Annotated in this window: 17 protein-coding genes; all 17 read right to left on the bottom strand. The window is 62.8% G+C overall.

The annotated features are described in order from the left end of the window. Positions 1-87: 87 nt before the first annotated feature. The 17 genes from hypF to HZC36_05360 all read right to left on the bottom strand — a co-directional run bounded on the left by hypF (position 88) and on the right by HZC36_05360 (position 20,330). Positions 88-2,442 (bottom strand): carbamoyltransferase HypF, encoded by a 2,355-nt coding sequence (hypF, locus tag HZC36_05440; protein MBI5706415.1) that lies wholly within the window; start codon positions 2,440-2,442, stop codon positions 88-90. Continuing rightward, positions 2,436-3,428 (bottom strand): hydrogenase expression/formation protein HypE, encoded by a 993-nt coding sequence (hypE, locus tag HZC36_05435; protein MBI5706414.1) that lies wholly within the window; start codon positions 3,426-3,428, stop codon positions 2,436-2,438. The genes hypF and hypE overlap by 7 nt, the downstream gene beginning before the upstream one ends. Positions 3,429-3,490: 62 nt before the next feature. Further along, complete coding sequence (gene hypD, locus HZC36_05430) at positions 3,491-4,606, bottom strand: hydrogenase formation protein HypD (GenBank protein ID MBI5706413.1); 1,116 nt, start codon at positions 4,604-4,606, stop codon at positions 3,491-3,493. Beyond that, the gene (locus HZC36_05425) at positions 4,578-4,916 is read right to left on the bottom strand and encodes a HypC/HybG/HupF family hydrogenase formation chaperone (protein MBI5706412.1); all 339 of its coding nucleotides are present in this window, start codon (positions 4,914-4,916) and stop codon (positions 4,578-4,580) included. The genes hypD and HZC36_05425 overlap by 29 nt, the downstream gene beginning before the upstream one ends. Then, a complete protein-coding gene (locus tag HZC36_05420) occupies positions 4,907-5,653 on the bottom strand; it encodes a P-loop NTPase (GenBank protein ID MBI5706411.1) in 747 nt (248 codons plus the stop codon). The genes HZC36_05425 and HZC36_05420 overlap by 10 nt, the downstream gene beginning before the upstream one ends. Further along, positions 5,650-6,057: a hydrogenase nickel incorporation protein HypA gene (gene hypA, locus HZC36_05415; GenBank protein ID MBI5706410.1), complete on the bottom strand. Its 408-nt coding sequence runs from the start codon at positions 6,055-6,057 to the stop codon at positions 5,650-5,652. Before hypA ends, HZC36_05420 begins: the two co-directional genes overlap by 4 nt. Beyond that, positions 6,050-6,559 (bottom strand): hydrogenase maturation protease, encoded by a 510-nt coding sequence (locus HZC36_05410; protein MBI5706409.1) that lies wholly within the window; start codon positions 6,557-6,559, stop codon positions 6,050-6,052. The genes hypA and HZC36_05410 overlap by 8 nt, the downstream gene beginning before the upstream one ends. Then, positions 6,516-7,979, bottom strand: a complete 1,464-nt coding sequence (locus HZC36_05405) for a Ni/Fe hydrogenase subunit alpha (protein ID MBI5706408.1) — start codon at positions 7,977-7,979, stop codon at positions 6,516-6,518. Before HZC36_05405 ends, HZC36_05410 begins: the two co-directional genes overlap by 44 nt. After that, positions 7,976-8,992, bottom strand: coding sequence for an oxidoreductase (locus HZC36_05400; GenBank protein MBI5706407.1), 1,017 nt, complete (start codon positions 8,990-8,992; stop codon positions 7,976-7,978). The genes HZC36_05405 and HZC36_05400 overlap by 4 nt, the downstream gene beginning before the upstream one ends. Then, a complete protein-coding gene (locus HZC36_05395; GenBank protein MBI5706406.1) occupies positions 8,989-9,492 on the bottom strand; it encodes a hydrogenase iron-sulfur subunit in 504 nt (167 codons plus the stop codon). The genes HZC36_05400 and HZC36_05395 overlap by 4 nt, the downstream gene beginning before the upstream one ends. Beyond that, a complete protein-coding gene (locus tag HZC36_05390) occupies positions 9,485-11,185 on the bottom strand; it encodes a CoB--CoM heterodisulfide reductase iron-sulfur subunit A family protein (protein ID MBI5706405.1) in 1,701 nt (566 codons plus the stop codon). Before HZC36_05390 ends, HZC36_05395 begins: the two co-directional genes overlap by 8 nt. Continuing rightward, positions 11,182-13,875, bottom strand: coding sequence for an FAD-dependent oxidoreductase (locus HZC36_05385; GenBank protein ID MBI5706404.1), 2,694 nt, complete (start codon positions 13,873-13,875; stop codon positions 11,182-11,184). Before HZC36_05385 ends, HZC36_05390 begins: the two co-directional genes overlap by 4 nt. After that, on the bottom strand, positions 13,868-15,031 hold the full coding sequence (locus HZC36_05380) for a (Fe-S)-binding protein (protein MBI5706403.1): 1,164 nt from the start codon (positions 15,029-15,031) through the stop codon (positions 13,868-13,870). Before HZC36_05380 ends, HZC36_05385 begins: the two co-directional genes overlap by 8 nt. Next, positions 15,028-15,459 (bottom strand): hydrogenase iron-sulfur subunit, encoded by a 432-nt coding sequence (locus HZC36_05375; GenBank protein ID MBI5706402.1) that lies wholly within the window; start codon positions 15,457-15,459, stop codon positions 15,028-15,030. The genes HZC36_05380 and HZC36_05375 overlap by 4 nt, the downstream gene beginning before the upstream one ends. Next, positions 15,459-18,824, bottom strand: coding sequence for an FAD-dependent oxidoreductase (locus tag HZC36_05370; GenBank protein ID MBI5706401.1), 3,366 nt, complete (start codon positions 18,822-18,824; stop codon positions 15,459-15,461). Before HZC36_05370 ends, HZC36_05375 begins: the two co-directional genes overlap by 1 nt. Then, positions 18,817-19,728, bottom strand: coding sequence for a CoB--CoM heterodisulfide reductase iron-sulfur subunit B family protein (locus tag HZC36_05365; protein MBI5706400.1), 912 nt, complete (start codon positions 19,726-19,728; stop codon positions 18,817-18,819). The genes HZC36_05370 and HZC36_05365 overlap by 8 nt, the downstream gene beginning before the upstream one ends. Continuing rightward, positions 19,725-20,330: a 4Fe-4S dicluster domain-containing protein gene (locus HZC36_05360; protein ID MBI5706399.1), complete on the bottom strand. Its 606-nt coding sequence runs from the start codon at positions 20,328-20,330 to the stop codon at positions 19,725-19,727. The genes HZC36_05365 and HZC36_05360 overlap by 4 nt, the downstream gene beginning before the upstream one ends. Positions 20,331-20,878: the final 548 nt, after the last annotated feature.

The following is a 20,878-nucleotide window of genomic DNA, read 5'->3' as shown; positions in this document are numbered from 1 at the left end:
CGTTCTCGGAGAGCCGCGTTCAACTCGGCCACAGTGAGGCGTTCGAGACGATTTTGAAAGGGAACAGAATCCTCGGCTTAGCAGCCGTCAGCTCGCCTGCGAAAATGGGATCCGTGAAGCAGCGACCGCCGCTTGTCCCAGGGCCACGCCGCCGTCTCCGCAAGGGACCACCGAGTTCATGAAGAAGCCAAGTTCAGCGGCCTCAAACGACTCCTGCAGGCGTGAGGCGATGGCATCGTTCACGACGCAGCCACCGCTCAGGCATACGCCCCCAATCCCCCACTCCCTTGCCGCGTCAATCGCCATCTGCGCCATGCCCTTGGCAAATGTCCGCTGCGCGGTCGCCGCCAGATCGTTTGTAGAGGCACCCTCCTGCTTCATCCGGCAGAGCCTTACAAACAGCGTCGGACCGTCCAACTCCCTAAGCGTTCCAGAGCCGGTCTCCCGCGCCACGACGGGCGGCTCGATGTCCAGTGCGGTACCCCTGGCCGCCGCGGCCTCTAGGCGCATCGCCGGTTCCCCCTCGTAAGTTCGCTCATCGCATAGCCTCAGCAGGGCGCTCGCCGCATCGAGGAACCGCCCGGCGCTGCTCGTCATCGGCGAGTTCACACCCGACTCCAACTGCCGCAGAACCACGTTGCGCTCCACCTCCCCTCCCCGAAAAGGCAAGTCCAAAATGAAGTCGCCAAGCTCGTCACCTTGTAGCCCGGCAGCAAACAGATACGCCGCAGCCATGCGGGCGGGATACCGGGTTGCCGCATCACCGCCAGGCATCGAGACAGGCCGCAGCCCGCCGACTTTGTCAAAGCGCCCGTGCTCGACTACAAGCACCTCACCGCCCCAAACCTGCCCATCGGATCCAATGCCAATGCCGTCCAGCGCAATCCCGACCGCCCGGTCCAGGCCATGTTCCGCCATCACCGAGGCCACGTGGGCGTGATGGTGCTGCACCGGAACGATCTGTGTGCCTGGGCTCTCGGCGGCGAGCTCGCGGGCGACCTCCGAGGTCAGGAATTGGGGATGGAGGTCACAGGCGATGAGCTTGGGCATCCTGTGCCCCGTGAGCGCCAAAAGGTGGCCGATGGTCTCTTTCAAATAGTCCAGGGTCTCAAGATTGGCGATGTCTCCGATGTACTGAGAAAGGTACGCCTTGCCATCAGCGTAAAGGCAGATGGCGTTCTGCAATTCGGCCCCAAGGGCGAGGATTGGCTCGGGACCAAGATCCACTTCGATGGGGGTGGGCGCCCAGCCCCGAGAACGGCGGATGAACCGCGGGGCCCCAGCGCTCCAGCGGACCACCGAGTCGTCGCACCGCGAGACGATGCGCCGGTCGTGCAGGAGGAACCCATCGGCCACCGGCGCGAGTTCCGAGAGGATCGCGCCGTTGTCGATTGCCATGGGCAGGCCCGGGAAGTTCGCGCTCGTCATGACCAGCGGGAAGTCGATGCGCTCGAAGAGAAGGTGGTGAAGCCCGGTGTAGGGGAGCATCACCCCGACGGTGTGCATCCCAGGGTTCACCGAGTGCGCCAAGTTGGCACCCTGGCAAAGGGGGAGCACGACGATCGGCCTTCGCGCACTGGCGATCGCCTCGAGTTCCTCTGGCGTTGCTTTGGCGATGGCTGGAATCATCGCGGGCGTGGCCATCACAGCAAACGGCTGGAAGAACCGATGCCGTCGCTCCCTGAGGCGCGCAACCGCCACTTCGCTCGTGGCGTCGCAAGCCAAGTGCGAACCGCCGATCCCCTTGATCGCCACGATCTTTCCGGCTCTCAGCGCCTCGGCGAGGCACTCGACCGGCTCTCTCTCGATCGTGCCATCGCCGCCGACGAACTCCAGCCTCGGTCCGCAGTGCGGACAGGCCGTGGCTTGGGCGTGAAAGCGGCGGTCCAGGGGGTCTTCGTACTCGCGAGCGCATTCGGGGCAAAGCGGGAATTCGAGCATCGAGGTTCGCTCGCGGTCGTACGGGAGCGTCTCGGCGAGGGTGTAGCGCGGGCCACAGTTGGTGCAAGAGGTCGCCCAATAGCCTTGGTAGCGGGTCGCGTTCTTGATGTCCGAGAGGCACTCTTCGCAGATGGCGACATCGGGCGGAATGGTGCCGCCGCCGGAGCCCTCGGAGGTAGATGCTTCGATTCTGAAGACTCCGCCCCGCACGTCTTGGGGGATGTCTTGAGTGTTCCACGGTTCGGCTTCAAGGCTGTAAATCCTGGCGAGCGGCGGCAATTCGTTCGCAAGACGCTCTTCAAAGGCTGCCACCTGTCCAGGTGGCCCGGACACCAGAGTCTCCACCCCGGCGTCGCCCCGGTTGCGAACCGAGCCCCCCAACCCGAGTTCCGTCGCCAACCGATAAACATAGGGCCTGAATCCGACACCTTGCACGATACCGGTTACCTTGATGAAGACGGCTTTTTGCGTCTCGGGCTGAAGCTGGTCGACAGTTAGCATATTCTTGGCAGCATCTCCCCGGGCAGAAGATCGACGATCCGAGTGCCGCCGGCTCGGGCGCGAAGGTACACCGATCCGGCAGGCGCGGCAAGTACCTCGCCAACGATTTGGGCGTTTCGACCGAGGGGATGGGCTCGCATCAGATGCAATGCCCTCTCGGCGTCGTGTGGAGCAACGAACGCCACAAACATGCCCTCGTTGGGTACGAACAGCACATCCAGCCCGAGCATTTCGCAGGCCGCACGCACCTCGGCGCGAACTGGCAGTTCGGCCTCTCGAACGCGGATGCAGACGCTGGAACTCTCGGCGATCTCTTTGAGGACACCGGCCACGCCCCCGCGAGTAGGGTCGCGCATGGCGTGAACCTCGATTCGCTTTTCTAACAGCACGCGAACCAACGGCCAGACCGCCGCACAGTCGCTCTTGAGTTCGGTCTCAAACTCGATCCCCTCACGCGCGGCCATCACTGCGATTCCGTGGTCGCCGGCCGTGCCGCTGAACAGGATCTGGTCGCCGGGACGGGCGCCGGAGCAGGATATCGTGTGGCCGTGCCCTAACTCGCCGATCCCGGACGTGGAGAGGTAGAGCCCGTCGCACGCCCCGCGCGGCACGACCTTGGTGTCGCCGGCGACGATGTGGACCCCAAGCCCCTCGCATTCATGCCTCATGGAGTCTGCGACCCGGCGTAGGTCCTCGATGGGCAAACCCTCTTCGAGGATGAACGACGCGCTGAGGTGCAGCGGCCGCGCGCCGCACATCGCAAGGTCGTTGGCGGTGCCGCAAACGGCAAGCTTTCCAATGTCACCCCCAGGGAAGAAGTGAGGCGTGACCACGAAACTATCGGTGGTGAAGGCCAGCTTTCCTTTTGGACTGGGAAGTACGGCCTGGTCATCCATGCCCCCCAACACGGGGTTATCAAACGCGGGCAGGAACACGTCGCAAATGAGTTGGCGGGTGAGCTTGCCTCCGCTTCCGTGGCCCAGCATGACGCGCACACTGGTCGGAGTTCCCACCGGACACGAAGCTACCTGCACCTCAGCGACCGCGCTCACGATCTCACCTCCTGCAGAGAATCAGGGCTAACCGACGGATAGGCGAAGTACGCGGCGCAGGCGCCTTCACTGGACACCATCGTGGCTCCCATAGGGTGCTCGGGCGAGCAGTTCTTTCCGAACGCGGGGCAATCGGCCGGCTTCCTCAGCCCCTGCAAGATCAGCCCTGCGATGCACCCGTTCCCTTCTTCTGCCGCCGGTAGCCCCATGCCATAGGCGGCCAACGCATCGTGGGCGCGATATTCAGGAGAAACGGTTAATCCGCTTCCCGGGATTACCCCGATCCCGCGCCATTCTCGATCTTCCGGAACGAGCACCTCATTCATCGCCTGTCGAGCCCGCAAGTTGCCTGCAGCGCGAACGGAGCGTGAGTATTGGTTCACGACACAAGTCTCCCCGGCCTCTAGTTGCCGGACTAACCGCAGGACCCCCTCCATGAGGTCGAGGGGCTCGAAGCCGGTGATGACAAAGGGGACTCGGAAGTCCTGCGCAATCGCCTCATAGTCGCTCGATCCGGCCACCGAACACACATGCCCGGGTCCGAGGAATCCATCGACTCCGACCTCTGGCGTGGCCAACAGCGCCCGGATAGCTGGTGGCACCAGCACCATCGCGGAGAGCACCAAGAAGTTGGATATTCCGAGCCTTCGAGCTTGAAGGACCGCCATCGCATTTGCAGGCGCCGTCGTTTCAAATCCTACAGCAAAGAACACCACCTTGCGATCCGGCTGACGCTGCGCCAGCAGCAGGGCGTCGAGGGGAGAATAGACCGTTCGAACGTCCGCGCCCCCAGCCCTCGCCGACAGCAGGCTTTCGCGGCTCCCCGGAACACGGAGCATGTCGCCGTACGAGCAAAGGGTCACACCGGGTTGCCCCGCAATGGCGATGGCGCGGTCGATGAACGAGATTGGCGTCACGCAGACCGGGCATCCGGGGCCGTGCAGGAACTCGACCGAGCCTTCAAGGAGCTGGTGAATGCCGTTTCGCAGGATTGAGTGGGTTTGTCCGCCGCAGACCTCCATCACACGCCATCTGCGGCTCGCGATCCTCTTTATCTCTTGCGCGGTGCGCCGAATCGGCGCCTCATCGCGGTATTCGTCCAGGTATTTCATGGTTGTCGAGGGGAGTTTTCAGGGGGATCAAAGCTGCCTCAAAGGGCCTGTGCCCAGGGTCCCAGTCCGCCTTGTCACGCCATTCGGCAGCCTCCAGGTCGCTGAGCAGTTCGAAGGTCTTCTGTGCCTCTTCGTCGTCGAGAGTCGAGATTGAAAAACCCGCGTGAACGATCACGTAGTCGCCAATCTGGGCTTCCGGAGTGAACTCAAGGCAAACGCTTCGCATTACGCCGCCGAAGTCCACTTTGCCCGACCTTATGCCGTCCACGTCCTCGATCGAACGCACCTGGGCCGGGACGCCTAAACACATGCGTGCATCTCCTTGCTTCGGCCCGTTAGGAGACCCAGCCCGGTAATGGCGCGTTGAAGGTCCTCGCTGAACTGGGTGGCAAGAAGCCGCTCCGGCGCGCCAATCGCCGCCTCATAAGACGGGTCAAACCGGACGTCCCAAGTCGTGATCGCGTCGGGTCCGGGCGCACCCTCGGTAACCCGGTTGCGCACAGTCCCCAGAATCGGCCGCTGGCAACGCAAAAGCAGCCCCTCCAGCCGCGCCACGGTCTCATGCGAAAGCAGAGAAGGTGTGGTGACCACGAGGTATTCGGCCCGCGGAAGGTGGCGGATCAGGTCGAGCGTGGCGTCGCCGACCCCCGGCGGCATGTCGAGCACGAGCAAGTCGAGTTCGTCCCAACGCGTGATGGCGATGAGTTCGAGCAGAGCGCTGGAGACGTCGGTACCGCGAAACGGCACCGGGCTCGTGCCGGCATAGTATGCGGGCGTCATCAGGCGAACCCCGGCAATCTCTGGCGGCACGATTCCCCGGTCCTCCTCGGGAAAGGCGTCTCCCGCACCGAGAAGGATGTGGGCCGACGGACCGTGAAAGTCGAGATCGAACAGGCCGACTCTCTTGCCTGCTTTCGCCATGAGAAGGGCAAGACAGGCAGAGACGGAGCTCTTGCCCACGCCCCCTTTCCCGCTGGCGACGGCGACCACCCGCTCGACGCCCTTGAGCCGGTTCTCGATGGCAGATAGCCTTGGATCGATGTTCATGCCGTACCTCTCATCGCGGTTAGGGTCACGCCGCGCCCGCGCACCACTTCGAAATCGGGTCCGCCACACCTCGGGCAGCCGAGATAAACGTGCGCCATTTCGGGAACGAAGTGGATCGCCTCCAGTTCGAATTCGCTCAGGGGACTCAGCGCGGGGCTCCACTCCGCATCGCAGCTTCGACACCGGAAGACCGCAGGTTCGCTCTCAAACGCGAAGCTCGTCTCGCGGAGCGCCACGGGCGCCGATGGAAGCAGGTTCTCAAGCGCAAACCGCATTACATCGGGATCGACGCGCTGCAGTTCGCCAAGCCGGACCGTCACCTCCGAAACCTGCGACAGCCCGCTCCGCCGAGCCTCTTCGGCTGCGGCGCTAAGGGTGGCCTCCGCCAATGCCCATTCATGCATAAGTTGCCTCTCTCATTAGGATTTGCTGCGTGATCCTGACCATTTCTGGCACCGCCTGGCGCACCTTGCGAGTCATCCTTCCGCCAACCGTCGCCACGTCCTTGGCGCCCATCGCCACGATCCGCACGTCTCGCGGAAACGACATCCCGAGGGTCTCCGCCGCCTGAAGCATTTCGGGGAGACCCACATAGTGCGGCGATCCGGGCGAGCATGGCCGAAACGACTTCGGGTCGAGCTCAACAACCGACCCGGGCGCGGTGTCTGGCGAGCAGATCACGTCGAGGATAACAGCCCGCTCAAACCCGATCAGCTCCGCCAACAGCGCCATGCCGCTGACGGCGGTATGGGTCACGAGCGCCGCCTTCCCCAGACGGCGCTTCAGTGACCGCGCTGCGAGCAATGCCGCTCCATCGTCGGCCAACAGATCGTTGCCGAGCGCGAGCACGATGGTCTTCGGCTTAGTCGCGAGTGATTTCTTGGCAGAGCCTCCGCTTCGAATCATAAATCTGGAGCTTGAGGGGCATGTGGCCCGGCAGAGCGTGGGTGGCGCATCCGTGGCAGGGGTCATAGGCCCGGAACGCCATCTCGACCATGTTCAGCACTCCATCGTCCACCTTCCCCTCGCGAATCAAGTTGCGCGCCGACTTGTCGACCGACATCGCGATCCGCGCGGCGTTGTTTTGGGTCGCCACGATCAGATTCGCGCTGGTCAGCACCCCGCGCGGGTCCGACGTGTAATGGTGGATGAGCGTGCCCCGGGGGGCCTCGACGATCCCAATGCCCTCGTCGGGGGTCGCGGTCGGAAGGGTCCGCGGCATCGGATCGAGGATATCGGGGTCGGAGGCGAGTTCCTTCATGCGTTCCGCCGCATACAGCAGCTCGATCAGCCGCGCCCAATGGTTGGCGAGTGAAAAGTGGACCGGCTTGCCGCCCAACGTTGAAAAGAACTGCTCGTAGGCCTCCTGTGCCAGCGGGGTGGCCATTCCGTCGGAGGCGTTCAGCCTTGCCAGAGGCGCCACACAATACACGCCGCTCTCGGGACCGTCTTCAAACCCCTTCCAGCCGACGTCCTTCAGGTAGCAGAACTTGATGTAGCTCCATGGCTCGACATGCTCGGCGACGTGGTCCAAATACTGGTCCGCATTGAACCGCAAGAACTCCTTCCCTGAGGGATCCACCACCCTGATGACGCCCTCGTAGAAGTTGACCTTGTTGTTGGCGTCCACCTGGCCCATGTAGTACGTCTTGTGGGTGTACGCGTCGGAGGTCACCCATTCCACATACTGTGGGTTCTTGAGCACCACGTCGTCGAAGACCTTCAGGCTGAACTTGCCAAACTCAATGGCGCGGTCGGCGGCAACGACAAACTCCTGTTGAAGGTCTTTGGTGATCGCTTTCGACACGCCGCCGGGCAATCCAAAGACCGGGTGGACCACCTTTCCGGCTGCCTTGATGATGAGGTCGCGAAGCTGCCTCCGCACGCCGATGACCTCTTTGCCGACTTCTAGGCCCACCTTGCCGAGCACCCCGAGCACGTTGCGCTCGGCCTTCGGAGCGCTGGGGCCGACCACAAAGTCCGGTCCACCAAGGAAGAAGAAGTGGAGCGCGTGGTCCTCGACGAAGAACGTGCAATACACCAATTCGCGGATCTTTTTGGCTGAGGCGGGCGGCTCGACGTGGAAGAGCGCGTCGAGCGCCTTGGTGGCCGCCATGTGGTGGGCCGTGGGGCAGACCCCGCAGATGCGCGAAGTGATCTGCGGCATGTCCTCCGCCGCACGGCCTTCGGCGAACTTCTCGAAGCCCCGCAACTCGGGGATTTGGAAATACGCCCGTTCGACGTCGCCTCGATCGTCCAGGAAGATGTCGATCTTTCCGTGGCCCTCTAGGCGCGTGATGGGGTCGATGACGATCTCGCGTTTCATGGCTTCACACCTCCCGCAAGCTCCGACTCACGGGCGTCCGTGTTTTCGGGGACACGCACTTTCCGGTGAAGAAGCGAACCGGGAAGGCTGTACCGGTAGAAGGTGCCGACGGGGTCCACCAGCACCTCCATCGCCGACTCAATCGTGGCATCGTCCTCGCCCTCGACCACTGAGGCCAGCCCGGAGAGCGCCTTCGCGCCGAAGTCGGCGACCCGGGTCGTAGGGCCGAGGCAGCCGGTGCAGGGCATGTTGCCGGTGGTGCAGACCGCCCCGCACCCGCTCCGTGTCGCGGGTCCCAGGCACATCAGGCCCTGGGCCAACAGGCAGACCTCGGAATCGGCGATAACCAAATGGGGCCTCTTGAGTTCCTTGATCGAGAGGCGGTCCGGTTTGGTCGCCTTGCGCGGGCACTCTTCGCAGAGCGCCACGTCGGGTGCAAGAACTGTGCCCTTGGGCGGCAAGTTGCCCGAAAGCACCGCCTCGACGGCCGCCTGAAAGAGCTTGACCGGAGGCGGGCATCCGGGAATCGTGTAGTCCACGGGGATGGTCTGGCCCAGGGTCCGGACCGTATCGTAGAACCTCGGCAAGGTCACCGTGTGGCCGTTGAGACGGGTGACCTCCTGGGGAAAGGTCCCTTCCGGATTGACGGTGGACTGTGACTCGACGTAAGCCCGGTCGAAAATGGATTTGCGGTCGAAGAGGTTCGCCAGCCCCGGGATGCCGCCGAGGTGCGCGCAGCTTCCAAAGGCCACGATGAGTTGGGCTTTGCGCCGTAGGAGCTCGGCCATTTCGACCTGTTCTGAGGTGCGGATGGCGCCGTTGATGAAGCAGACGGCCATCTCGCCGTCTTCCATGGCTTCCACGTCGCTTCGCTTGAAGTCCATGGCCACAGGCCAGAGCACGATCTCGATGGCCTCCGCCACTGCGAGGATGTCTTCGGCGAGGTCCACCACCGACTCTTCGCAGCCGCCGCAGGACGCGCACCAATAGAAGCCGACTTTGGGTTTGTTCATCGCACGACCTCCAATTCTCTCAACTTCTCACCGGGCTGCCCCTCCACGATGGAACTCGATTCGCGGAGCATCGCAAGCTCCTCTTCGAAACCCTCGGGCCGCGTCAGGTGAAGCGGCCCCAAAGCCCGAAGCGTTTCGGTCATTTCGCGCATGGTTTTCTGCACCAGGTCGCCCTCAGAGGCCGAAATCCACACCAGCCGGAAGCGCTCCTGTTCGATGCCCATTTGCACCAGAAGCCTCTTAAGGGCTTTGGCCCTGCGCAGGGTCTTGTAGTTGCCCTCTTGGTAGTGGCATTGCTCCGGGTGGCAACCGCCGATCACCACCCCATCCGCCCCGGCGTGAAACGCCTGTAGGATGAACTGCGGGTCTACGCGGCCCGAGCACATTACGCGGATGATCTTCACGTTTGGAGGGTAGGACAGGCGCGAGACCCCAGCCAAGTCAGCGGCGGCATAGGTGCACCAGTTACAGAAAAACGCCATTATCTTTGGCTCATACATGGACTAACTCCCGTTCTATCGTCCCCTCCGTAAGGCTCCGCGTCGACGCGAGGATCATCTCGGAGATTTGGCCATCGGTGAAGCCGCGCTGCTGCATCGCGCCCGAAGGGCATGCCGCCACGCACGTGCCGCAACCCTTGCACTGGATGGCGTTCACAAATGCCTTCTTGCCCGAACCCCCATCGCGCATCGAGATCGCATGGTAGGGACAGAGCCCGGCGCAGGTGGCGCAACCGGAACAGAACTCTTCCTTCACCCAAGCGTTGATCGCTTCCACGCGCATCTTCTGTTTGGCCATCAGGGCTGAGGCCTTCGATGCCGCGGCGTATCCTTGCAGCACGCACTCCGACACCGTCGCGGGCGCCCTCGCCGTGCCGCAGAGATACACGCCGTCGGTGGCGAACTCCACCGGACGGAGCTTCACGTGGGCTTCGAGGAAGAACCCGTCGCCGCTCAAGGGCACCTTGAGCATGCGCGAAATCTCCTCCCTTCCAAGCGCCGGGGCAAACGGCACCGTCAGCACGACGCGATCGGCGGGAATTTGGAGCGGCCCCTCGGATGTGCTGACCTTGACAGCCGTCGCTTCCCCATCCACGACGATTTCGGGTGGCGCTTTGACGGAATAGCGAACGAAACGCACACCCTTGTGCATCGCGTCGCGCAACGAGCGTTCAAAGTCCACCCCGTAGGTCATCAGTTCCCGGTAGAGGACGGTCACCCGGGTATCCGGAGACCGCTCCTTCAGTAACAAGCTGTTCTTGATTGCGGCCATGCAGCAGGCCCGCGAGCAATAGCCCACTGCGCCGGCGCTCTTCTTGGCCTCGTCCCATCCGACGCACTGGATCATCACGACGCTGGAATGGCTCACCCCATCCCTTAGCTCGTTCTCAAGATCGAGCTGCGTGATGACGCCTGGCTCGTCGGGAGGTTCGCCAAACTCCCGGCCGCCCGTCGCGACGATGATCGTGCCTGCTTCGACGGTCGTACCGTCCCTCAGCCCCACGTCGAAGTTGCCCACGTAGCCGCCGACCTCGGAGACCTCCGCGCCGAGGTGGACCCGCAGGTTCGGCAGGTCCGCGATCTGTTCTTTGAGGCCCCTCAAGAGTTCTTGTGCGTCCTCGCCAGAAGGATAGAGGGTGTAGAGCCTGCGCACCGTGCCCCCAAGCTCGCGCTCCCGCTCGACAAGATCGACCTGAAAGCCTTGGTTGGCCAGCGCGATGGCCGCCGACATGCCCGCGACACCGCCTCCGATGACGACGCTGGATGTGCGGACGGGAATTTCGGCCTCCTCTTGCGGCTCCAACAGCCTGGCCTTCGCGACCCCCATGGCGACCAGGGCCTTGGCCTTCTCGGTCGCCTTTTCGGGCTCGCGCATGTGGACCCAGGAGCAGTGCTCGCGTAGGTTCACGAACTCGAACAGGTACTTGTTCAGCCCCGCCTTCACACAGTTCTGTTTGAACAGGGGTTCATGGGTTCGTGGGGTGCAGGAAGCCACCACCACGCGGTTCAGCTCGTGCTCTTCGACTGCGGCGCGGATCGAGTCCAGTCCGTCCTTGGAGCAGGTGTAGATGTTGTCCTCGACGTGGATCACGTCGGGAAGGGTCCGGACGAACTCCGCGACGTCCTTGATCCGGACGACGCCGCCGATGTTCGTGCCGCAATGACAGAGGAACACTCCCACTCTCGGGCTCATCGCTTTCCTCCTACTAGGGTCTCGGCCGCCCGGCAGGCCGCCGCAGACGCCTGAACGACGCTGTCGGGAATGTCCTGCGGTGCCTGGCAGAAGCCGCACACGTAGATGCCTTCTCGGTTCGTGTCCACCGGCCGGCGAAGCTTGTCCTTGACGCTGAAATAGCCAAACTCGTCCACGTTGAGACCCAGGACTTTGGAGAGTTCGCTCGTGCTTCCAGAGGGTAGGAGCGCTTGGGCGAGCACGACCATGCCGAACGAAGCGCTCTTGAATTTGCCGTCGTCTTGGTCCTCATACCAGAGCGACAAGTCGTTCGTTACCGGGTTCTCCGTCACGCTTCCCGGCTTGCTGCGAACGTAGCTGACCCTGTATTCGCGCTCAGCTCTGCGTGTGTAATCCCAGAAGCCCTTTCCCATCGCTCGGAGGTCGGTATAGAAGATCGTCGAACTCAGGTCGGGCTCATGCTCGTTGGCAAGGATCGCTTCCTTGGTGGCGTGCATGCAGCACACCGTCGTGCAATACGGCATGCAGTGGACGTCGCGCGAGCCGACGCACTGGATAAAGGCGATCTTCTCGGGCACTTTGCCATCCGAGGGGCGCTCGATGTGGCCGTGAGTCGGTCCAGAGGCGCAGATCAGCCTCTCGAACTCCATGGCGGTGAGCACGTTTGGGAAGGTCCCGTAGCCGTACTCCTCAAGGGCCCGGATGTTGTAGTAATCCAGGCCGTTGGCCACCACGACCGCTCCCACTTCCGCCTCGACGATCTCGTCCCTCATCGAGTGGTCGATGGCCCCTGCCCTACAGACCGCCACGCACTCGCGGCATCCCGAACATATCGCGCACTCCAAGCATCGGTTCGCTTCGGCCTGCGCCTCTTCGAGCGTGAACACACTCGCCACTTCGTCGAAGGTGCGCCGTCGCAGCTCGGGCTCCACTTCTTCTGGCTTGTGCCTTTGCTCGGCTTCGTGCTCTCTCTTCAGCGCGATGATCTGGCCGAGCGACAACTCGCCCACGCCCAATCTCGCTTCGAGAGGCTCCACGGGAACGCCGCGAAGGTACTGATCGATCGAATGGGCGGCGAGCCGGCCGGACGCCATCGCGTGGACTACCGTTTGGTCGCATCCGGCGGCATCGCCACAGGCGAACACTCCCACCCTGCCGGTCCGGCCGCAATCGTCCACCCCAAGGAATCCTCGTTGAGTCGTGGACAGGCCGGACGCGCCGGCGATGAACTCCAGGTCAGCGGCCTGGCCGATGGCGAAGATCACCGTGTCCGCCGCGATCACGTGCTCCGAGTCAGGCTCCTCCTGAAGAGTCAATCTCCCGGCTTCGTCGAACGTCGCCGACACCACTTCGCTGCACTCAACGCCTTGAACGGAGCTCTCTCCAACAATCCGCTTGAAGGAGACTGACGGGTGGAGCACGACTCCCTCCGCCTCACCCTCGTGAATCTCGTCGGGATGTGCCGGCATCTCGCTCCGCGATTCGACGCAGGCCATGCGCACTTCCAAGGCGCCCAGCCTCATCGCCGTCCGCGCGCAGTCGAAGGCCACGTTGCCGCCTCCCAGAACCAGAACCCTGGGACCCAGCTTTGGCGGGTCACCCAGAGCCACGTCTCGCAGGAACGCGGTGCCGAGCAGGACGCCGGGAAGGTCGGCCCCGGGGATCGGCAGTTTCTTCGATTTGTGCGCGCCGGCCGCGATCAAGGTCGCCTCAAACCCCTGCGTCGCAAGATCACTCAGCGAAAGGTCCCTTCCGATCCGTGTGCTGGTCCTGATCTCCACACCGAGGGACTCGATGAAGCCGATTTCCTTCTGAAGCACGTCCTTGGGCAGGCGATAGGCAGGAATTCCCACTGCGAGCATCCCGCCGGCCAGCGGAAGCGCCTCGAACACGGTGACCCGGTAACCCAGGAGCGCCAGATCGTGGGCTGCCGTTAGGCCGCCGGGCCCCGCGCCGATGATCGCGACCTTCTTGCCCTTCTTGTCGGGGAGTTTGGGCGGAGTGGGATCGCTGACGTGATCGCAGACAAATCGCTTCAGCGCCGCGACCGCGATCGGCTGGTCCACGTGCTTCCTGCGGCAGATGGTCTCGCATGGGTGCATGCACACGCGCCCGCAGATCGAGGGCAGCGGATTGGACATCCGGATGAGGTTGTAGGCCTCATTAAGCTTGCCCTTGGCGATGAGCGCGATATAGCCCTGGACGTCCATGCCTAACGGGCAGGCGTTCTTGCAGGGCGACTCCAGCTTGTCGATCACGAACCGCTTCGGGACCGCCTGGGGGAAAGGAATATAGATCGCCTTGCGCGTCGAAAGGCCCATGTCGAACGCGTTGGGCACTTCGACCGGGCAGACCTTGGCGCAGTCGCCGCACGCCGTGCAGTTGTCCTTGACGAACTTGGCCTTTTTCTTGATCAGCGCCTTGAAGTCGCCGGCCTCACCCTCCAGCGCCACGACCTCGGCATGCGTCAGCACCTCGATGTTCGGATGATCGAAGCACTCGATCATCTTGGGCGCCAAGATGCACATGCTGCAGTCGTTGGTCGGGAAGGTCTTGTCGAGCTGGGCCATCCGGCCACCGATGCTGGCCTGCTTCTCGACCAGCTTGACCTTGATGCCTCTTTCGGCCAGGTCGATCGCGGCCTGAATGCCCGCGATTCCGCCACCTATGACGAGCGCGTCCTTAGACATGGGCTTCCATCGCCTCCGCGACGAGATTGGCAAGGTCTTTGACCTCGATTCCCTGGACTTCAGGGGATATTGTCTGGTTGGTGTGCTGGGTGCACTTGAAGTGGATCTGGCACTTGGGGCAGGCCGTCACCAGCGTGCTTTTCGCCTGGGAGAGCCGGTCCAGCCGGATTTTCTCGCGGACCTTGTCGCAGCCCGAGAACGCCGACGTCCCGCAGCAAGCCGATTCGGCCTTCGTTTCCGTCATCTCCTCAAGCCGCAATCCGGGGATGCTGTTGATGACGTCCCTCGGCTCTTGGAACACCCGCATGTGCTTTCCGAGGCGGCACGGGTCCTGATACGACACGGTTCTCTCGGTCTCCGGCTCATCTTTGAACCGGATGGTTCCGTCGCTGATGAGCTCGCTAAGGAACTGGGAGCTGTGGACCACCTCCACGTTGAAGTCCACGAACTCAGGGTAGTCCAGCTTCAGCGTGCGGTAGCACTCCGGGCAGGACGTTACAATCCGCTTCACGCCACGCTCCTGGATCATCGCGGCGTTCTTGCGAGCGAGCGCCTTGAAGACGTCTTCTTCGCCGGTCCACAGCTTGTCGTGTCCGCAGCAGACCTCGTTTGCGAGCACGACGGGAGCGATGCCCGCCGCGTTCATGATCTTGACCATGCTTTGCGCGATCGTTTGGGTGTGCACGACGTCTGGGAACACCAGGTCGAAGTACGGCAAGCAGCCGACGAAGTAAAGGGTCTCACCCTCCACAGCAACCTGCAGATCGCCGACCCAGTCCATTCGCTTCTGCTGGAGGTCCCTTTCCGCCATCAGGTTCGCAATCTCCGAGAGCTGCGATCCACCGGTGCAGAGCCGAACCTGGCCGTTGGCCCTCTCCTTCCGGATCTTCGACCGCGCCTGGCGGACGAAGCCGGGAAAGTCCACGTCCGACGGGCACTTGAGAGCGCAGGCGTTGCAAGTAAGGCAGTCCCAGATCATGCCGGAGTGGTCGTCAATCTCACCCTGAAGCGCCTTGGAAACCACGGCCCGAGGGGAATATCCGCCGTCGCGGTCCAACTCATACGAGGCGCGTGCCAGCGGGCATCGCCCCGTGCACTTGGCGCACGAGATGCAGCTATAGGCCCGGGTCGTTTCGATGAGGGGTTCGAGGTTCATTTCAGCGGTCCTAAGCGTCGAATGGTCTCAGCAAACTCATTGGCGGTCTTCGCGAGCCGGTCGCCCTCCGCAGCGGAGATCCACTCCAGGCGGACCCGTTCGGGTTCGAGACCCAGGGCAAGCACCAGCTTCGCCAGCCTCTCAAAGCGCTTTTCGGCGAAGATGTTGCCGCGGACGTAGTGGCAATCGCCCGGATGGCAGCCCGTGATCAGCACGCCGTCCGCGCCATTGGCAAGCGCCTTCAGCACGAAGCTGGAGTCCACCCGCCCGGAGCACGGCACGCGCACGATCCGCACATGGGGCGAATACTCCCTGCGGGAAGTCCCGGCAAGGTCCGCCGCTTGATAGGAGCACCAGGTGCATGAGAACGCCAGGATTCTCGGCACAAACGCAGCTGGCTCACGTTCGGCGACAAGAGGTTCGGTCATCATGAGAGCGCCCCCGCTACTTCGGCAAGGATCTGCCGGTCTTGGTAGTGCCTCGGCTGCGGAATGTGCGCCGGGCATTCGATGGCGCAGAGCCCGCATCCCCGGCAAAGAGCTTCGTTGACGACGGCGACCTCCTTGGCACCGTCGTAATAGATCGCAGTGAAGGGGCAGACGTCGATGCAGGTCTTGCACCCTTTGCAGAGCGCGTCGTCGATCCAGGTCACAAACGGCTCCGTTTCGACCGATCCCCGGTCCAGAAGCGCCATGGCTTCTGCGGCCGCGGCGCCCGCCTGGGCGACGCTGTCGGGGATGTCTTTCGGACCCTGGCAAGCGCCTGCGAGAAAGATGCCGTCGGTGAAGGTGGACACCGGCCCGAGCTTGACGTGCCTCTCCAGGAACCACCCTTCCTTGCTGCAGTTGACGTTGAATGTGCGCCGAACGTCCTCAGTGTCGGTCTGCGGCTCAAAGCCGACGGCGAGGATCACCATATCCACCGGAATCTCGCGGATCTTGCCTAGCAGCGTGTCTTCTGCCCTCACCACCAACTGGTTCCGACCCTCGACTTCCCGCTCCTTGATCTCGCCGACCCGGCCGCGAATGAAGTGCACACCTTCGGACTGCACCTTGTCGTAAAACTCCTCGTACCCCTTGCCGGGCGTACGGATATCGATGTAGAAGTTGAAGACCTCGGCCTCCGCCCTTTCCCTGGCAAGATGGGCGAGTTTCAGCGAGTACATACAGCAAACCCTGGAGCAGTAGCGGTTCGTGTTCTCGTCCCGGCTGCCGACGCAGTGGATGATCGCCACAGACTTCGGCTTCTCGCCGTTGCGCATGCGCAGTTCGCCGCCCGTCGGGCCAGAGGCATTTACCATGCGCTCGACCTCAAGGGCCGTGAAGACGTTGTCGTGCCTTCCGTAGCCGTACCGGGAAATCCGCTTCGCGTCGAAGACCTTGAAGCCCGTCGCGAGCACGATCGCTCCGACTTCAACCTCCTGGACCTCGTCTTGCTGCGAGTAGTTGATCGCCTTGGGCTCGCACACCGAGGCGCATAGCCGGCAATCGCAACAGACGCCGCAGTCCAGGCACCTCTTGGCTTCGGCAACGGCCATGTCGCGCGTGTAGCCCGTGCGCACTTCTGCGAAGGAACGGCGGTGACCCAGCCCCGTCAGCGGGACTGGAATCTGGGGAGCGTAAGCCGTATAAGACGTGTCGACGGTCCAGGTCGGCACGAACGGCTCTTCGGCTTCTCTCCCAACGGTAAGGTCTTCCCCGTTGATGAACCTTTCGATGGAAATCGCGGCTTTCTTGCCCGCGTAAAGGGCGTTGACGACAACGTCGGGCCCGGTGACGCAGTCGCCACCGGCGAAAACGCCGTCCATCCCAGTCTGAAGCGTGAGCCGATCGGCCTTGAGGGTTTTGAAGCTCGTTTGTTCCCATCCGGCAGATTCGCCGAGCGATTCGAGGTCGGGAGTTTGTCCGACTGTGACGATCACCGCGTCGCAGTCGATCTCGAACTCTGAACCAGGGATGGCTTCGGGCGCAGCCCTGCCGGAGGCGTCGGGCGCGCCGAGCCTCATCCGCACGCACCTCAGACCTTGGACGCCGGGTTCCGGTTGGCCGAGAATCTCCACCGGCGCCGCAAGCTCCATAAGGGTGATTCCCTCATCAAGAGCCTCTTCCACTTCCTTGGGATCGGCTGGCATCTCATGGCGGGTTCGCCGATAGAGGATCTGGACGCGCTCGGCTCCACAGCGCCTTGCCGTTCTGGCGGCATCGAGCGCGGAGTTGCCGCCTCCCACGACCACTACGTGCCGTCCAATCTCGCATGGGCCCTCGAGGTTCACCCTTTTCAGGAACTCCACGCCCCGCCAGACTCCTGGCAGCTCCTCACCGACAATCCCCATCGTCCGCTCGCGATGCGCTCCAATGGCGACAAACACTGCCGAGTAGTCCTTGCGGAGCGAGTCGAGCGTGATCTCCTTGCCAACAGGCGTGTTGAGCCGGATCTCGATTCCGGTCTGCTTGAGGCGCTCAATGTCGGAGAAGAGAATCTCTCTGGGAAGCCGAAACTCCGGGATGCCGAGGGACAACATGCCTCCCGGGACGCTCGCGGCCTCGAACACCACGACTTGAAACCCCTTCTGCCTGAGCAAGTAAGCCGCCATAAGGCCCGCCGGCCCCGAACCCACGATCGCGACCCTTTCGGAACGATCGAATTCGGGTCTTGGAAGCTTGTAGTCGGAGAATTGATCCGATACGAACCGCTTGAGCGCCGGAATGTTGAGCGCTTCGTCGGTCTTCGTGCGCGAACAATTGGACATGCACGGGTGCGTACAGACGCGACCGCAAATCGCCGGAAGCGGGTTGTCCCGCAGAATGACGTCCAGCGCCTGGCCAAACTTGCCCTGCGCGATCAGCTTCACGTAGCCCTGGGCGTTCTGATGGATTGGGCACCCCGCTTGGCAGGGCGGCGTGCCCTTGCGATCGATCGTGTAGACGTTGGGTACCGCTTGCGGAAACTGGCGATAGATGGCCTTGCGCGTGGACAACCCTTCGTCGAACTCGGAAGGCAAGTCCACGGGGCACACCGTCGTACATTGTGCGCATCCGGTGCACTTGTCCGGGTCCACGAACCTGGCCCTGCTTCGGACGCGAACCTTGAAGTTGCCGACGTACCCCTCGACCGACTCGACCTCCGAATAGGTCAGCAACTCGATGTTCGGGTTCGAGCGCACCTGGGTCATCTTGGGGGTAAGGATGCATGCCGCGCAGTCGAGTGTGGGGAAGGTCTTGTCGAAGCGCGCCATGTGCCCTCCGATGGAGGGTTGGCGCTCGACCAGATACACCTTCTTCCCGGAGTCGGCAAGCGTGAGGGCGGCCTGGATGCCGGCAATGCCCGCGCCCACCACCATCGCATCCGGCAGAACGCGAACGCTGCGCCTTTCGAGCGGCTCGTGAAGCGCCACCCGGCGCACGGCGGCAGCGACCTGGCCCTTGGCCTTTTCGGTGGCGTCGCCCATGTCGTGGGTCACCCAGCTCACGTGCTCCCGGATGTTTGCCATCTGGTAAAGGTAGGGGTTGTTCCCCACCTCCGAAAGCGTCCGGCGGAAGGTCGCCTCGTGCATCAGCGGCGAACAGGAAGCCACCACCACGCGGTCGACGAGCCCGTCTCTCAGGTCCTGCTGGATCAGGTCTTGGCCGGGGTCGGAGCACATGAATTTGTACTCGCGCGCCACCGCCACGAACGGCAGCCCTCTGGCGTGCTCCACAACCTCGGAAATCCGCACTTTTGCGGCGATGTTGATCCCGCAATGGCAGACGTATACGCCAATCTTCGGCGCGCCGGGAACGAGGGATTCAGACATGGGCGTGCTCCTTCAGGGCCGCACTTTCAAGGGCAGGTTCAAGGGGTATGAGCAGCCTTCTCAGCCCCAGCTCCGCGCCGGGAATGCCGAGGGCAACCCCAATGAGCTGCGAGAAGTACACGGCGGGCATCTCCTTGAGTCCCGGGCGAGATTCCCTGAGCTTTCGTTGAGAGCATTCGAGGTTGTATTCGCAGATTGGGCAAGCGGTGACGATGACGTCGGTGCCGGCCTGGACCGCACTGGCAAAAACCTCGCCAGAAAGCGCTAACCCAACCTCTTCGGCCGTGGCCATCAAGGATCCGCCGCAACACCGTGTGTTGGCGTCCCAATCCACCGTCTCCGCGCCCAAGGCGCGGACCACTCGATCCATCGAGGTCGGCCGGTTCGCGTCGTCGAAGGGCGCCGTGGGGCGAACCAGAAGGCACCCGTAATAGCACGCCGCCTTGAGTCCGTGGAGGGGACGGACTACTTTGGCGGCGATCTCCCTCGCGCCAATGTCGTTGGCGAGAAGGTCAAGGGGATGTCGGACTTTGACGTTTCCGGCGTAGGTCAAAGCGTTCGATTCGAGGGTCTTGAGCGCGGAGATTCCTCTTGGGGTCCGCTTTGCCACCTCGTCGCCGGCCTGGTTCAACACCATGAAACAGGCGCTGCAGGGCGCCATCATTTCGACCCTTGCGGCGCCGGCTCCGGATTGCTGTTCCGCAAGCGCCAGGTTCCTGAGCGGCATCGTAAGCGAGGCTTCAAGGTCTACGGATGAGCAAATGGTCGCCCCGCAGCAGTTCCAATCCTCCAGCGCCTCCATCTCGACGTCGAAGGCCTTCAGCACCGATTGGAGCGACTCGGCGTAGGCCTTGCCCGAGCCCTTCATCGTGCAGCAGCATCCTGGGAAATTGAGAAGCCTCACGAGCCAACCTCCTTGGCGCCATCAACCCGTTCCGTGCTTCCATTGACGAGCCTCGAGAAATCCGCTCTGTTCTTCACCGCGTCGGGCAGAAGCTCCAAACGCCCCTTGAGCCACAGCTTTCCAGCGATGCGGATCATTCCAAGGTGCTTCAGGGGTTTCTCGCGCAAATAGGTGTGCAGCATGACGAGCCCATCGTTGGACCTGCCCCTCGACGCCGTCACACCATGAAAGCTGCGCGTCAGGAGGGGTGGGGCGAAGCGCTTGGGATAGGTCTTGCGGGCGATCGTCTCTCGCCTTAGGGCGTGGATGATCTCCGTGATCGGGATCTTTTTGGGGCAGACCTCGGTGCAGGCGTAGCACGAAGCGCAATACCAGATGGCCTTGCTCTTGAGCAGGCGCTCGGAGAGTCCGCTTCTGGCCATCCCTACAATCTGCCGTGGCGTGTAGTCCATGAAGCCGCTGACGGGGCAGACGCTGCTGCAGGCTCCGCATTGGAGGCACGCGCGCAGCGCGCTCCCCTCCTCATTTTCGATCTTCGATACAAACGAAAGATCCGACTCAGACGACGCAATGTGCCCTTCATCGGTTGAAGCTGTTGGCATGGCTCCACTCCGCGTCTTCTCACGGGCGCCGAGGATAGGGTTCGGCCTTGGTCGGTGAACTGCCGCCAGTTGGGCCTGTTGTGGCGCCCGGACGACGCTAGCAAAGAGAAGCTACCCAGGCAGATGTCATCTTGTCAAATCCATCAGAATATTTAGAACTTACTTGAAAATTCTGAAAATTCATTGCACCTCGATTCATGATGGAATCGTGAGGAAAGGTGTGTAGATCCAGCCATGGCCGGCGGCATCGCACCGGCGATCACCGGTTGGCCCGGTTTCCGCCATTCCGGGATTTCACACAAATTTGGTGCAGAAAGAGCCCCGAAGTTGGCAATCTGAGGGCAAAGAATCCATACAATTGTTCGTAGATTCGAATCCTGGTGGGTTTGCCTGACCTCATTGGCACAATGCGCCGGCCAGAGCATCCAGGTCCGGCGACTCTGCACTCCCATCCCGCACGAAGCCATGCACGTCTTTGCAAGGTACTATCCGCCAGACGGATCGAGTGGCATGGTTGTGGCGACGGTTGTGTGCCTGCCGATGTTTTG

This window comes from Armatimonadota bacterium (assembly GCA_016223145.1).
Classification (GTDB): Bacteria; Armatimonadota; Fimbriimonadia; order Fimbriimonadales; family Fimbriimonadaceae; genus Nitrosymbiomonas.
The sequence above is the reverse complement of the archived record's forward strand: the minus strand, read 5'-3'. Positions and strand labels throughout refer to the sequence as shown.

Bases quoted from the DNA above. Each gene is read 5' to 3' on its own strand.
- hypF (MBI5706415.1), bottom strand. From the start codon at position 2,442: ATGCTAACTGTCGACCAGCTTCAGCCCGAGACGCAAAAAGCCGTCTTC.
- hypE (MBI5706414.1), bottom strand. From the start codon at position 3,428: ATGCTGGGCCACGGAAGCGGAGGCAAGCTCACCCGCCAACTCATTTGC.
- hypD (MBI5706413.1), bottom strand. From the start codon at position 4,606: ATGAAATACCTGGACGAATACCGCGATGAGGCGCCGATTCGGCGCACC.
- HZC36_05425 (MBI5706412.1), bottom strand. From the start codon at position 4,916: ATGTGTTTAGGCGTCCCGGCCCAGGTGCGTTCGATCGAGGACGTGGAC.
- HZC36_05420 (MBI5706411.1), bottom strand. From the start codon at position 5,653: ATGAACATCGATCCAAGGCTATCTGCCATCGAGAACCGGCTCAAGGGC.
- hypA (MBI5706410.1), bottom strand. From the start codon at position 6,057: ATGCATGAATGGGCATTGGCGGAGGCCACCCTTAGCGCCGCAGCCGAA.
- HZC36_05410 (MBI5706409.1), bottom strand. From the start codon at position 6,559: ATGATTCGAAGCGGAGGCTCTGCCAAGAAATCACTCGCGACTAAGCCG.
- HZC36_05405 (MBI5706408.1), bottom strand. From the start codon at position 7,979: ATGAAACGCGAGATCGTCATCGACCCCATCACGCGCCTAGAGGGCCAC.
- HZC36_05400 (MBI5706407.1), bottom strand. From the start codon at position 8,992: ATGAACAAACCCAAAGTCGGCTTCTATTGGTGCGCGTCCTGCGGCGGC.
- HZC36_05395 (MBI5706406.1), bottom strand. From the start codon at position 9,492: ATGTATGAGCCAAAGATAATGGCGTTTTTCTGTAACTGGTGCACCTAT.
- HZC36_05390 (MBI5706405.1), bottom strand. From the start codon at position 11,185: ATGAGCCCGAGAGTGGGAGTGTTCCTCTGTCATTGCGGCACGAACATC.
- HZC36_05385 (MBI5706404.1), bottom strand. From the start codon at position 13,875: ATGTCTAAGGACGCGCTCGTCATAGGTGGCGGAATCGCGGGCATTCAG.
- HZC36_05380 (MBI5706403.1), bottom strand. From the start codon at position 15,031: ATGAACCTCGAACCCCTCATCGAAACGACCCGGGCCTATAGCTGCATC.
- HZC36_05375 (MBI5706402.1), bottom strand. From the start codon at position 15,459: ATGACCGAACCTCTTGTCGCCGAACGTGAGCCAGCTGCGTTTGTGCCG.
- HZC36_05370 (MBI5706401.1), bottom strand. From the start codon at position 18,824: ATGTCTGAATCCCTCGTTCCCGGCGCGCCGAAGATTGGCGTATACGTC.
- HZC36_05360 (MBI5706399.1), bottom strand. From the start codon at position 20,330: ATGCCAACAGCTTCAACCGATGAAGGGCACATTGCGTCGTCTGAGTCG.